We start from the raw sequence: 14315 nt of genomic DNA on the forward strand, positions 1-14315 counted from the left end.
CAGACTAATGGCAATTCCAGTTGCTCCCGCGTTTGGGGCAGATCACAAAGGTTTTCCCGAGGCAAAGTTCAATGAAAAACATCGTTCAGGTTGGGCGGTTCGCTCTCGTCGCCATTCTTTTATTTGCAGCAACTCTTGTTCCGCGCGAAGCCTTCGCCGCGGCATCACCAAGCATCACCACGCCGCCGCAGAGCCAAAGCGTCATGGCGGCGTCAAATGCCACGTTCACAGTCGTCGCCAGTGGACAATTGCCGCTCAGTTACCAGTGGTTGCTCAACGGAATAAAGCTCACCAACAGCGCACGCATCGCCGGTGCGACAGCCGCGACACTCGTAATCGGCAATGTCATCAGTGCCGACGGCGGAAATTACACTGTTACCGTCACCAATAGTCACGGAAGTATCACAAGCAGCAGCGCGGTGCTGACCGTTCTGAATCCGCCATATCATTATGTGAACATCAGCAATACGTCGCCCGCTGCCCCGTATGCCACCTGGTCCACGGCTGCAATAAACATTCAGGATGCAGTCGATGTGGCGCAAGCTGGACATTCAGTTTTTGTCACGAACGGCACCTATACATTTGGAAATCGGCTGACTTCCACGACGACGAACTGTGTCGTTGTGACCAACGCCATTTCGCTCATCGGACTTTCCGGCTCTTCACAGGTCGTGATTGATGGCGGGGGATCAAAGCGCTGTGTTTACCTGGGCGGCGGGGCGATGTTGACCGGATTTACCCTGAGGAATGGCGCGACAACTGAATCCGGCGCCGGTGTTTATTGCGCGTCAGGGACAGAGAACATCGCGAATTGCACCTTGACCGGCAACACTTGCGGGACCTCCGGTCTTGGCGGAGGAGCGTTCGGGGGCACGTTGACCAACTGCACGGTTGCCGGGAACACAGCGATCATCGGCGGCGGGGCAAACACGTGCACTCTCAACAATTGCGTCCTAAGCGCCAATTCATCCGCAGGCGGGGGCGGTGCATATTCGTGCACGCTGAATGATTGTGTGATCAGCAACAATTTTTATTTAAGCGGATGGGGCACCTACGGCGGCGGTGCAGCATCCTCCACTTTGAACCGTTGCACGCTCATCGGAAACAGCGCGTCCAGCGAAGGCGGTGGCGCGGATGAGAGCACGCTGAGCAATTGCGTCTTGATTGCCAACTCTTGCGGCTATTACGGTGGCGCCGTCTCCTACTCCACCCTTTACAATTGCGTGCTGTCCAACAACGTCGCTTCGCAATGGGGCGGCGGCGCGTATGGTAGCACGTTGTATAATTGCTTGCTCACCGGCGGAAATGCTTTCACGGGCGGCGGTGCGAAGGAGAGCACACTCGTCAGTTGCCTGGTGTCAAATAATACTGCCGGGTTTGGCGACGGCGCCGGGGTGCATTCCAGCACTCTTACCAATTGTGTGCTGATTGGAAATATCGCGGGATACTCAGGCGGGGGCGCGAACGGCTCCAGTTTGATTAATTGTCAGGTCTTGTCTAATGCTGCGCCGCTGGGTGGTGGCGTCAGCGGTTGCTTTGTCACGAATAGCATCCTAAAAGGGAACACAGCGAACAACGCCAACACGGCCGGCGGCGGGGGCGCGAACGGCAGTTCACTCTACAATTGTTTACTGACGGGAAATACCTCTGTGGTAGGCGCCGCTGGCGCGCTGCAAAGCACACTCGTGAATTGCACCGTCTCCGGAAACTCCGCCAATGGCGACGGTGGCGGCGTCAATTCCTGCAATCTCACCAACAGCATCGTGTATTTCAACAATTCGCCCATCACCGCGAACTACACCGGCACCAATTACATGAGTTGGTGCTGCACCACGCCTCTGCCGAATGCCGGTAGTGGGCGCGTTGTGATCGGGACAAACAATACCAGCGCCGCGCCGCAGTTTGCCAACTTCTCGCGTGGTAATTTTCGCTTGTATCCGGGCTCAGCAGGCATTGATGCGGGAAACAATTCGCTCGTGCCCGCTCCTTTGGATTTGGATGGAAACCCGCGCATCGTGAATGGCACGGTGGACATGGGCGCTTATGAGTTTCAAAATTCCCCTTTCATTGAGATTCAGCCCCTGAGCCAAACGGTTCCCTATGGCCAGCCATCGGTTTCCTTCAATGTCGTTGCTTTTGGGCCCGGCCCTTTGAGTTACCAATGGCAGTTCAACGGCACGAATATCCCCGGGGCTACGAACACATCGCTGACCCTGGCCCTCGCGCAATACAGTGACGCTGGAAACTATTCCGTTTTCGTAACGAACAGTTACGGCGCGGCTTTGAGTTCCAATGCGGTGCTGACGGTTGTTCCGCCGACCCCGCCCGGTTTCGTTTCACAGCCGGCCGATCAGACCGTTCCGGTCGGAACGAACATTACGCTCGCGGCCTCCGCCACGGGCGCGCCTGCGCCTGCTTACCGATGGTATTTTAACGGAACAGCGTTGTCTGATGGCTCGCATTACTCAGGCACGGGAAGCTCCACCCTGCAAATCCTCAACGTTCAGACGAATGACACCGGCGGTTACTTTGCTGTTGCCACAAATATTGGCGGCGCGGCAACCAGTTTTGTGGCCAGTGTAACGGTTCTGCTCCCACCCTCAATCACTTCGCAGCCGGCGAACCAGATGCAAACACAGGGATCGACTGCTTCGTTCATGGCGGCCGCGGCTGGAAGCCCGCCGTTCTCCTATCAATGGTTATATAATGGCAATCCGCTGACCGATGGAGGTCAAATCAGCGGCGCAACGACGACGAACCTTACCATTTCGAATCTTCAGTTCGCTAACGGCGGCAATTATGCCTTGTTCGTCACAAATCCAGTCGGGGTTGCGACGAGCACCGCGGCAACGCTTACGGTCTTCGCTCCTCCCGCCATAGTTCAGCAGCCAACAACGCAAATAATTCTGCAGGGCAGCAACGTGCTTTTCTCCACTGCCGCGACTGGTACGCAGCCCATCGGCTACAAATGGTTTTTCAACAACGTCCCTCTGACCGACAACCCTCACATTACTGGTTCCGGGACAGCTTCGCTTGCAATCAATGCTGCGCAAACAAATGATGCAGGCAATTACTTCGTCATCGCAACGAACGCTTATGGAGCGGCCACGAGTTCCATCGCGAATCTCTCGATTGTTATGCCGGTTGTCATTACACAGCAGCCCTCAAATCAGATTGTGGCCGTCGGTTCAAATTTTGCGCTCAGCGTCACGGCCAATGGCACCGGGCCGCTTGGTTATCAGTGGTATCTCAACAACGTGCCGCTGACGGATAACACCCGAATCAGCGGTTCAGCCACGAGCAGCTTGACGGTTTCCAATGCGCAGACTTCGGATTCGGGAAATTATACGGCGGTAGTCACGAATCTGCTCAGTGCCGCCACGAGTTCGGTTGCATCCGTCTCCGTACTCACACCGCCGTCTGTTGTCTTGCAGCCGAAGGGCCGCTCCACGCCCGTGGGCTTTCCTGAGATATTCAATGCGTCCGTGTCCGGTGCATCGCCGTTTGCGTATCAATGGCAATTAAATGGAACGAACATCCCTGGCGCGACAAACCTCAATTATACAAATGCTTCCGTCGCCATCACTGACTTTGGCGGTTATCAACTGGTCGTAACTAACACCGTGGGCTCGGCGACCAGCGCTGTCGCGATGCTGACGCTTGGCCCCGTCGCTGCCTGGGGCGACAATCGCAGCGGCCAGGCGCTGCCGCCCGCGGGTCTAAGCAATGTTGTTGCTCTTGCCGCGAGTTCCTCGTTTTCGCTGGCGCTGAAGGGCGATGGCACCGTTGTTGCATGGGGTTCCACCGTTGGAACCAACGTCCCCGCCGGCTTGAGCAACGTCGTCGCCATCTCCGTCGGCTCAACCTTTGGCCTCGCTGTCCGCAGTGATGGAACGGTGGCATCATGGGGCTCCGGTTTGGTGACAAACGTTACCTCGACCGCGAGCAACGTTGTCCTGACTTCAGGAAGCATTAATCATGCGCTCGCGCTGCGTGAAGAAGGCACGGTGTCGGAATGGGGATTCGGCGGCAGCAAAATAACAGTGCCGTCAGGACTGACGAAAATCACCTCCGTTGCCGACGGTTACAGCTTCGGTGTCGCGTCGCGGTCGGACGGGAGTGTGGTGACGTGGGGCAGCCCGACTTATCCCTACTTCGTTAATTTCAGCCCTGGTCCTTTGTCCAATGTGGTTTCGGTCGCAGCCGGTCTCAGCTTCGCGATGGCGCTCAAGTCGGATGGCCATGTTTTTGCGTGGGGTAGCCAGGCAGGAGTTGCGCAGCTCCCAGTCACAAGCGTTCCCGCGGATCTCACGAATGCAGTGGCCATTGCGGCTGGCAGCAGCGCGGATCAAAGCTCTCCTTACGCGCTGGCGCTGCGCTCAAACGGCCTCGTCAGAGCCTGGGGCGCGAATACTTTAGCGACGAATATTCCGCTCGCAGTGTCGAACGTTGTGGCAGTTGCCGCTGGTTCGAGCCACGCTCTTGCGCTCGTGGCGGTAGATGGTCTGCCCGTCATTACTCGCGAGCCTGTCGGCGGCACCGCGTTCTCGAGCAATCAATTCACTTTGAGCGCCGCCGTCGCCAGCCAGACACCGGTCAGCTATGGATGGTCGTTAAATGGAACAAATATTCCGAATGCGACGAATGCAAGTTATGTGATTTCAAATGCGCAGCCCGGTGACGTCGGTCTTTACCAGTTGAACGTCACCAATGCCGTCGGCGTGGCTGCCACTGTTCCGGTTCCGGTTACTGTCATCGACAGCCTGCCGATAATACTTTCCCTTCCCATAACCAACTCGGTTTACTTTGCATCGCCCCTTGTGATTCAGCCTGCCGTCACGGGGTCTCAGCCGATGCAATTTCAGTGGCAGCTCGGCGGGACAAATGTTCCTGGTGCTACAGATGCCAATTTTTTCCAGACCGGCACAAACGTCGTCCCGGGGACTTACACTCTGGTAGCCAGCAATGCATTTGGTTCTGCGACTTCGAACGTCATCGTAAAAGTGCTCGGACCCGTGGTGGTCTGGGGCACCAGTCCCAGTCCTGCGGGGGGCGGCAGTCCCAGTCCTGTGAACGTCCCCACCAACGCTTTCAACGCCATCGCAATCTCCGCCGGCCATGGCAGTTCCGGTAACGGCATGGACATGGCTCTTAAAGCAGACGGCACCGCCGTCGCATGGAATTCCAGTTCCACCTCGCTGCCAGTTCCTGCCAACTGGACGAACCTCATTCAAATCGTAGCTGGCTACAACTCTATGACCGGTCTGGGGCTGAAAAACAATGGCACCGTCGTGGGGTGGGGCGGTGGTATTGGGCTTAACGCCAGCGCCCTGGCCACTCTCTCCAATATTGTCGATATGGAAATCGATACGCAGGGGAGCACGTTTCTACGCAGTGACGGTTCTGTCACGCGCCTGGGCGGCAGCGGCTCGAGTTTCTCTTCCACGGGTTTATCGAATGTCGTTTCGCTCGCCTTTGAGGATGACGTGTTCTTTGCATTGCGCTCGGACGGCAGCGTTTATAGCTTGGGCACTGGTTCCGGAACAAACAATGTCATGGCGATCGCGGCCACACGTCCCGGGGGAATGTTTTTGAAACGTGATGGCTCGGTTTATTCCTGGCCAACAAATCTGCCGCCGGCGATGACGAATAACGCAATTGGCGTTGCCTCCTCAGTTTCCAGCAGGCTGGTCTTGAAGTCCGATGGCACTGTCCAGGCCGTCGGCACCGATGGCGCGACCAACGTCCCGCCCGGCCTGGCAAATGTTTCCGTCATCGAAGCGGGCGCTGACCATGGCATGGCCCTGCTGACGATGCGCACCTTTCCCCCGGTATTTCTATCCACCGCTCTCGATACAACCAATCTGGTTGTCAGCTCGAAGGGCAGCTCGCTCTGGTTCGGCCAGACGAACGTCACGCATGACGGCTTCCATGCCGCGCAAAGCGGACCGATCGGCAGCAACACCGCTTCTTCCATGCGTATGTGGGTCGCCGGCCCCGTCACAGTGAGTTTCTGGTGGAAAGTTTCATCAGAAACGGATCACGATTTTCTCCGTTTTTCGGCGGGTAACCTCGTCCTGACGAACATCTCCGGTGAAACCGGTTGGCAACAATGCACACTGGTCACGCCGCCGGGAAATCAACTCCTTCAGTGGACCTATTCGAAAGATGCGAGCGGCACCGCCGGCCAGGACGCGGGTTGGGTGGACCAGGTCGTCATAACGCCGATCGCCCCATCCATCGTTACGCAACCCGTCGGCACCAATGTCCTCGGTGGCGCGAACGTGACATTCAATGTCCTGGCCACTGGCACACCGCCGCTGACGTACCGCTGGCGCAAAGATGGAAACGTGATCAGTTCCGGATTGTCCTCCAACTATTCATTGCTCAACGTCACGCGCAGCAACTCCGGCGTTTATTCTGTCATTGTGACAAACGTTGCGGGCTCAATGACCAGCAGTAATGCGGTCCTCGCCGTTCATGTCCTTCAACATCTGTCCGAGCCCATCGTCCAGCCCGACGGCACGGTCACATTTACATCCTCAGACATTGACGGCGGCGCGCTCTCGCAATCCAACCTCACGAATCTCCACGTCGAAACCAGTTCAAACCTCGTCGATTGGGTGACGTTGCCCAACGCGTTGACTCTTACAAACGGCACCCTTCAAATTCAGGATCCCGCCGCAACGATTGCTCTGAAACGTTTCTATCGGATCGTTGAGACCTGGTAACCGGTTTTGCCTTTGCGGATGGACATTCCGAAGCTCACCACTGGAATTCCGGCGCAGAAAAGGTCGCCAAGCAGGCGCCGCGCCGCGTACCTAAGTTACTTCCGTCTTCCCGTCGGCATCCCCTTTGAGTTGCTAATGGGTGAGCCCTTTATGGGTGCCGCCGTTCCCGCCAGATGGCTGCTTGATCCAAATTGGTTCTACTGAGTTCCTAAGTAACTTTCCCTCCTGGACCTCCAAAAAACAAGCGCTTGCGAAAAATTGTGGCGGAATCACTGCAACAGCATCCATCTTGTTGTTGTAACGGCCAATGTCGAATGTATCATAAAACGTATCGAGCTCGACAGTCGCACCGTTAAATTTCCACGAACCGCTCGTGGTCCATGGACCGCCATTGGTAAAAGTTATTGTTTGTTGAAAAGACCCATTGGCAGCCAAAATAATTTTGTCAACCACACCATCCCTGGCACGCACATACACCCCACTGATATCCAGACTGGTTATGCGGTTGCACCCCGTCGACAGAACCACGACCGCAGCACACAATGCAAGACCCAGCCAAAAGCGTTTGGATTGACTAGAAAGATATCTCTTCATCCCAATCATAAAGGGTCAGACCAGAACGGCACTTTGTGGCTTTCCGCTGTCACCAATCAAGCCACTTTTGACCTTGCTCATATTTCGAAGGATCAAACACCCCTGCCGTGAAGTAAAGCGGAAATCAACACTTCAATGCCAAACATCTTCTTCCGATTTTTGATCGCGAGGGGTGATTGTGTGAATGAGCTATGGCGCATGGTGTTAATTGGGGATTTGCCTGGGCTGTTGATGCTCGCTTGGGCTCGCGCCAAGTGCTTGCGCACGGCCACCGTTCGGCAAAGCGTGGGTATTTTTTAGGGGATGGTTATCCATGTAGCAAGTCTTCCGGCTGATGCCGAACTGCTCGCATAGTTCCGTCACCGTAAAGCGCGTGCTCTGCGCCAACATCACAAATCGAATAATCTCTTCCATCGGGTTACCGTTTTCCAAGCCATAGTGCTCGGAAGTGTAACCCATCACTCCGGTTCATACCGGCGCAACCTGAATGATGAGGCGAAGATCTCACTTGACAAAAAACCGAGTAGTAATGTAATTTCAGAAAAGACAGAAATAAGAGAATTATTAAACACACGCCGGTTAAACAAAAATTCGTGTTGCATTGGGGCAGGATCCGATTTGCCTTGGTGCCGCCACAAATCCCGTAGGTGAGATCTCTTTTTGAAATGCCATGAATGACAAGATGAAACGCATCATTCTCGCCGGCGGATCCGGCTTTCTCGGACGCGCACTGGCCGCGCACTTTCTGGACCTTGGATGGGACGTCGTAACTTTAACGCGCTCTCAGCAACCAAGCGGTGGCATTGGCCGCCAAGTCACTTGGGATGGCTGCACCCTCAGTTCCTGGCAAAAAGAATTGGAAGGCGCAGCTGCCGTTGTTAATCTCACCGGCAAATCAGTGGATTGTCGTTATACGGCTCGTAACCGTAAGGAGATTCTCGACTCGCGGATAAAGCCTACCCGCGTTTTGGGCGAGGCAATTCGCCTCTGCCCGCAGCCTCCACAAGTTTGGTTGAATGCCAGCACCGCAACTATTTACAAACATACTTTTGCCGGTCCGTGGGATGAGAGCGGCGAAATTGGCGCCGCACCGGAAGCCAAGGACGAATTCTCAGTGGAAGTTGCCAGGGCCTGGGAACAACCCTTCGACGAGGCGCAGACTCCCGGCACCCGCAAAATCGCCATGCGCACGACCATGGTGTTGGGTATGGGGACAAATAGTGTATTTCCCGTGTTGCGCCGCCTGGTCCGTCTCGGGCTCGGCGGGAAAATGGGCAGCGGCCGGCAATTCGTTTCCTGGATGCATCAAGTTGATTTTTGTCGGGCGGTTGAGTGGCTGATCACCCACGACAATATCCAGGGCCCGGTCAATCTTGCCGCGCCCAATCCCCTTCCGAACCAGGAAATGATGAAAACGCTGCGGCAGGTTTGCCGGGTGCCTATCGGTTTGCCGGCCACAAATTGGATGCTCGAAGTGGGCGCTTTCTTTCTGAGAACCGAAACCGAACTCATCATCAAAAGCCGGCGGGTCGTTCCACGCCGCTTAATCGATTCGGGTTTTCAGTTCCAATTTCCCACCATCCGCGAGGCGTTCGAGGACCTCTCCAATCGGGGAACATGAAACCATGGTATGCACTTCCAATTTGACCATCCAGTACGCCTCCCTCCTCAAACGCTCTTCGGTTTCTTTGAAAAATCGAGGAATGTTGTTTTGAAACAGCTTTTAATCGCGGTGGGATGGTTTCGTTCCTCGAAAGGTGAGTGTGAATGGGAGCAAATGTTTGTGTCATTACTTTGGTTTTGACCCCTTAATGACCCCTTCACGGCAAAAAGGGATCGGGGTTGACTATTGACGTAATCAGCCTTGTCATGATAGCCTTTCCGGCATGCCCTTCCGATGCGGGGGCGATCCATCACAGGATGAATCGCGCCTAGCGCCGGGGCGCCCGGCCAACACCTGGAGGACTTGCAGGAGGCGGAGGATGCAGGAGGCGGAGCGGCTGATTGCATGAGTGCATGTCGGCGCGCCAGCGAACATCAACAAATCTAAAATTATGAAATATCTCTTACTAAGGCTTTTGCCGACCGTCGTTGTCTTCTTCGGCCTTGCTTCAAATGCGAGGCCGGATGTGTTTGATAATTGGACGACGAACCAGATTGCCACCAACATGTTTACCTTTTCCCTTCGTCATGTCGTCTACGGCAACGGTCGTTATGTCGCAGTCGCCGACCAGAGTGACGGATGTAGAATTTATACCTCGGAAGATGGGTTGAATTGGACCTTCCGCTTCACTGACCCGAGTTCTTGGGGACTGAGCCTGACTTTTTCCTCCGGCCATTTTTGTGGCATCAGCGCCTGGGCAATGGCCAATGTTTCATCAAACGGTATCGACTGGCTGGCCACGCAGATGACCCAAGTTAGCCAGGATTTCACCCCTGCGGACATCACCTATGCCCCCACCCCCGGCGGTTATGTGGTCGTGGGCGGTACCAACGGTGTTGGCAGTATCTGGAGTTCGCCCAACGGCGCCACTTGGATCCCGCGCACCATCAGCGGCGGAGTCGGCGGCCCGATCTCAAGTGTGGCCTACGGCTTTTCCACACTTATTGCGATCGGCAACAACGATGGTGCCGCATATACTTGTGTGCTCCCCTCCACAACCTGGAATCGTCGCAGCATTCCGGGTGGCAAGACGATCAGCTGCGCCAACGGCCGCTTCTTTGTACCGCTCAATAGCAATACCAATCTGATATCCATCGGCGGGACATCCCCTTTGTGGACGCCACTGGGTACAGGCCTCACGAACATGCTCGGGAAGGTCGTTTACGCTAACGGGTTGTACATGGCCCAGGCCGGCAACTATTTTGCAACCTCAACGGATGGAACCAACTGGATTCAGCATGCCAAACAAATGCCGGGCAACGCCAGCACGGATGTGAGCGTGGCAACCGATGGCAATCGCTTGGTAACAATTGGCACCACTCGCATCCCTGGCACCGACAATTTGGCGAATGGTTTTATTTACACCTCGGACCCGCTCGTGGAACTGCACATGACTAACGATCCTGCGACCAAGTTGGTGCTTTCCGGCTTGGAAGGGCGAACCTACCAAATACAGTCTGTTGATAATGTTCCCGCAGTTTCCAATGCCTGGCGTACAAACCTGGCCTTGCAACTGACAACAACACCCTACACGTGGACCGACAATACCGCGACCAACTCTCAGCGGTTTTACCGCGCAGTGTTGCTGCCTTGAGCCTATGACACATGGTTCGCGGCCGATTTGAAAATAGTCGGCGGTTTCCTGCCCATTGGTCCGCGCACACAGCTCGGACCTCCAATGCCGTGGCCATTCGAGGAGGCGTAGGAAGGATTGCAATTGGTGGCAATACGAGGGGCTTGACCCCTTTCGTTTCATCCCGACCACTTGACTGCGATGGTTAGAACTCATAGGGTTGAACCGCTAATGAAAGAAGGGAGTAATTCCCAGTTGGTCGACCATTATCAATTTGGCAGGAATTATTTCCCACCGGTTAAATAGTTACGCTGCTTATGATCGCTCTCGAAGTCAGAAAGAATGGCAAACGGGTCTGCATCGCTGGCGCGGAAGATTTGGCCGTGTTGAGCACGAACATCGCCGCCGTCGGCAAGCTCGGAAAGAAGACCGTTCCGGCTCGGCCAGACGAAACCACAGGTGAGATTCATTACTCTGTTGGCGGTCTCACCTCGCGGCCTGACCCAGACAAGGACGTTCATGTGAGATGGAAGTCTGTCGCCCCTCTCAAAGTCGGAGACGTTATTGAGGTCAGGATATTGGAAACAGAGAAAGTTGACCGTGCAACATCCCGAACCAAGGCAAAAAGAAAGCGGACCTAACCATGCCCGTAGCGCACGGGGGCAGGCCGTTGCGGAGCTTGGGTTGTCAGGCTTCATCACGCGTATGAGGATTCGAACTTTCATCGTTTCATTATTTTGCCTCGCGCTTGTCGGTTGTACGACGACCGAGCAGTATGCCGCTCAGCGCCGTCAGCGTTTGCTGGCTACATATCCGCCCGGCACGACCACACGAGCGGATGTCCAGAAGCGGTGGTCTCGTGTTCAGCCTGATATTTCAGAGACGCGGCCCACGTCCGGCTGGAGTGCTTCTGCTCAACCGTTGGTGCGTGCGCGAGTCGCCGCCAGCGAACAGCGCACTGGCAGTGCCGTTTATCGCTGCGAGCGATACTTTGGACCGGATGGCTGGTCAGGTGGTTTGTGCTGGTGCTGGTTTTATTATGATGACCAAGACCGCATCGTTGATGCGGAGTGGCAGTGGCACACAGACTGAGTTTGTGTGGTTGCCGCGTACCAGGGCACTGCAGCGACTTGAGCAATTTGGGAGATTGTGAAAGGAGTATGGCTCTGTAGTATGGAGCGATAGGCCGAAGGTCGAGGCGGCGGAAGCCAACGAGTCCACTGAACTGATTATGAGATTGCGCCAAGCATATAAGAACCTAATTCTAGCGGGCCATCGCGGTTGCTATCGGCGCCCGTCCTGAGCTTGGGGCATTAGGCCTATTCGAGTATGTCCAAAAGATTACGGTTTATTTTATGGTGCATATGTTTCGCTGGGTTTTGTGTCTCGTCTGCTTGCTTGTCGATGAAGACATTCCAGCGGTTAAACACAGATGAGGGATTTGTTTTTGATCCTTTACAGCGCAATTCGGCGGGGCATTACTCGATTTGGCTTTACCCGACCGTCGTCTTTTTATTTTGCACGATTGTTTTGACTTGGCGGCTGGTCAAGTTGAACCACAGAACATGAGCCATACGCCCAACCATGCGCCGCAGCGAACGGCGGCATCACGTCGAGGTTGCAATCGGCACGACCTGTGGCCACCGTCGCTGAGCTATGGCATTAGGTGGCTGTGCGCATGATCACCGCCAACGACATCGGAATTCTACTCTCTATTGCCAGAGCAGGCAGTGACTACGAGGCCATCAAGCGATTGCTTGCCGAGACGCAGTGGGAGATTGAGGAGGATGAGGTCGACCTTGGTTTTTTGCGTATCTTCATTCACGACACGAGCGGTGAGTGCTATCGGCTTATCATCGGTTACCGTGACCCTGACCACCCTCCTTATTTTTTACTTACCTTTTCCGTGGTGCCCGAGCTCGAGAAGCATGTGACCGCGTTCAATGCCTCATTTTGGTCCGCGGCGGAGATGCTGACACGATACTTCGGCGCACCTACAGTGAGCGGCGACCGACATTTTTCATTTCGCAGCTGGCCATATGCTTATCACAGATGGTCGTTGCCCGAGGGTGAGTTCACTCTGGTTCAGGACGAGTTCGACATTCAGGAAGGCATGGATGTTACACTATGGATGCACCCAGTCGGCACTTCGCTGGACGAGGTAGTGCGCGAATGACTCTAGCAAACCGGGCGCTGCAGTGACTTGCGAATATGAATGGGAGCAAATGTTTGTGTCATTACTTGGGATCTGACCCCTTCAAATTAGGAACTGAGCGGTTTAGGATATCAAAATGAAAACAACAACGCGTCCGTTTTGGTTCAAAGCATGCCCGCTTCTAGGCTATACATGGGCTATGTTGTTGCTTTTGGTTGTTCTGCCATTGAGCTTGTTTGAGGCTTATTTTTGGTCGGGCATGCAATTTCGCGAAGCAATCCAACCGACAACAACCGAGAGATGGTCTGCTTTTATTCATGAGTTCATCTGGATATTTACCCATCGTTTATGGTTCTTATTTTTGCCCCTCGTGTTGCCAATCTGGTGTGCAGCACGAAACCGAAAGAAACTTGAAGAGTAAAGCATTAAGATGGATAAAAGAGCGGTTGGCAAACTGATCAAGAAGCAAGCTCTGCGCTCCGCGCACAGTGGTCCGGCGGCGGTCGATGAGCTTGAACACAGCTTTATTAGCACCACATGACTGTCCGTTCCGCTATCATCAACATCGTAATGATTGTGGGATTGCTCAGTTCCTTGGTTGGCTGCACGAAAAAGCTCGACCCCGACGAGACTGTTATCATCCAGCTTCGGAAGGCGGGCTCGGATCTTTCCAAGCCGCACACCATTGATTTCTACCTCTATTTTCCCAGCGAGTCTGCGGCGGAAGAGGCCGCGACGCGCATGAGACTGACCGGCTACACGGTTGAGGTCAAGCGAGCAGCCAAGGGTGATCATTGGCTTTGCTTGGGGACGAAGCAGGTGATTCCTGAGCTGTCCACGATTCAGGCGATTACGCGCGATCTCGACGGCCTGGCCAAGTCTTTGCATGGTGATTACGATGGATGGGAAGCGAAGGTTGAGAAGTGATATGCCGCCCCGCCGGATTGTCGGACGAATTCATATGAAAATTGTACTGATGATAGTTTTATGCAGTCTGGCCATACTCGCGGCTGGCTGTGCTACATCACATTCCTCTGCTACCGCTTGGGAATACAAACCCAAATCGGAGACGACATTTCCAGGGTCCACTTGGCCTCGCATTTTAGAGGTGGAGGAAGTATACGAACTCGACTACACCAAGGACTGGATTCACCTCCAATTCCCCATCAGAGATGCGGCGGACAGCGAAACACTCTACAGTTTCATCTGCGTCGGTGGGAGCGATGAATATCTGGATAGTCTCTCAGGCGTGACTGGGGTGAATTTCGTCGGTTGGCTCGGATGTGTGCTCGTCGAAGGTATTGAATCGTTCAGCGAGTCCAGTCTCCTGGCGGAAGAAGACGACCCATATTGGCACACCCGGGGACGCGTTAGTGGCGCTGATCTGATAGGAAAGCGAGGAGAGTATCCGGAGTATGGGCGAGTCCGCCACTTCAGGCTCAGGGGACTCAAGCTGACTTTGGAGTTCTTCGACATACAGGAGACTTCGGAAGGAGAGATCAGCAAACTCAAGATGAGAGTGCGGGTCGTGAACGATCCGACCGCTCATTCGGCGTTTGCCGAGCCATCCGGATACCAATATCCCGACAAATAAAAGAC

11 protein-coding genes are annotated in these 14315 nt (G+C 54.8%); 9 read left to right on the plus strand and 2 right to left on the minus strand.

Annotation, left to right across the window (positions count from 1 at the left end; all coding sequences use genetic code 11):
- Positions 1–71: 71 nt before the first annotated feature.
- Positions 72–6731, plus strand: a complete 6660-nt coding sequence (locus tag CFLAV_RS32250; RefSeq protein WP_007415061.1) for an immunoglobulin domain-containing protein — start codon at positions 72–74, stop codon at positions 6729–6731.
- A gap of 132 nt (positions 6732–6863) precedes the next feature.
- On the opposite strand, the gene CFLAV_RS12340 is transcribed toward CFLAV_RS32250, so the two are convergent.
- Positions 6864–7325, minus strand: a complete 462-nt coding sequence (locus CFLAV_RS12340) for a hypothetical protein (RefSeq protein WP_150107385.1) — start codon at positions 7323–7325, stop codon at positions 6864–6866.
- Positions 7326–7529: 204 nt separating this feature from the next.
- Positions 7530–7784: a hypothetical protein gene (locus tag CFLAV_RS12345; protein ID WP_007415064.1), complete on the minus strand. Its 255-nt coding sequence runs from the start codon at positions 7782–7784 to the stop codon at positions 7530–7532.
- A 211-nt stretch (positions 7785–7995) separates the two neighbouring features.
- Between CFLAV_RS12345 and CFLAV_RS12350 the strand changes: the two genes are divergently transcribed.
- The 8 genes from CFLAV_RS12350 (at position 7996) to CFLAV_RS12385 (ending at position 14310) form a co-directional block, all read left to right on the plus strand.
- Positions 7996–8946, plus strand: coding sequence for a TIGR01777 family oxidoreductase (locus tag CFLAV_RS12350; protein WP_007415065.1), 951 nt, complete (start codon positions 7996–7998; stop codon positions 8944–8946).
- Positions 8947–9379: 433 nt separating this feature from the next.
- Complete coding sequence (locus tag CFLAV_RS12355; RefSeq protein WP_007415066.1) at positions 9380–10582, plus strand: hypothetical protein; 1203 nt, start codon at positions 9380–9382, stop codon at positions 10580–10582.
- Between the two features lie 296 nt (positions 10583–10878).
- Positions 10879–11202 carry a hypothetical protein gene (locus CFLAV_RS12360; RefSeq protein ID WP_007415067.1) on the plus strand — a complete coding sequence of 108 codons (324 nt, stop codon included), beginning with the start codon at positions 10879–10881 and terminating at the stop codon, positions 11200–11202.
- 64 nt (positions 11203–11266) lie between these two features.
- Positions 11267–11653, plus strand: a complete 387-nt coding sequence (locus CFLAV_RS12365) for a hypothetical protein (RefSeq protein ID WP_150107387.1) — start codon at positions 11267–11269, stop codon at positions 11651–11653.
- 586 nt (positions 11654–12239) lie between these two features.
- Positions 12240–12737 carry a hypothetical protein gene (locus CFLAV_RS12370; RefSeq protein ID WP_007415070.1) on the plus strand — a complete coding sequence of 166 codons (498 nt, stop codon included), beginning with the start codon at positions 12240–12242 and terminating at the stop codon, positions 12735–12737.
- A 115-nt stretch (positions 12738–12852) separates the two neighbouring features.
- Positions 12853–13137 (plus strand): hypothetical protein, encoded by a 285-nt coding sequence (locus tag CFLAV_RS12375; protein WP_007415071.1) that lies wholly within the window; start codon positions 12853–12855, stop codon positions 13135–13137.
- 116 nt (positions 13138–13253) lie between these two features.
- Positions 13254–13643: a ribonuclease E inhibitor RraB gene (locus CFLAV_RS12380; protein ID WP_007415073.1), complete on the plus strand. Its 390-nt coding sequence runs from the start codon at positions 13254–13256 to the stop codon at positions 13641–13643.
- A gap of 34 nt (positions 13644–13677) precedes the next feature.
- Positions 13678–14310, plus strand: coding sequence for a hypothetical protein (locus CFLAV_RS12385; RefSeq protein ID WP_150107388.1), 633 nt, complete (start codon positions 13678–13680; stop codon positions 14308–14310).
- Positions 14311–14315 lie beyond the last annotated feature (5 nt).

This window comes from Pedosphaera parvula Ellin514 (genome assembly GCF_000172555.1).
GTDB lineage: Bacteria > Verrucomicrobiota > Verrucomicrobiia > Limisphaerales > Pedosphaeraceae > Pedosphaera.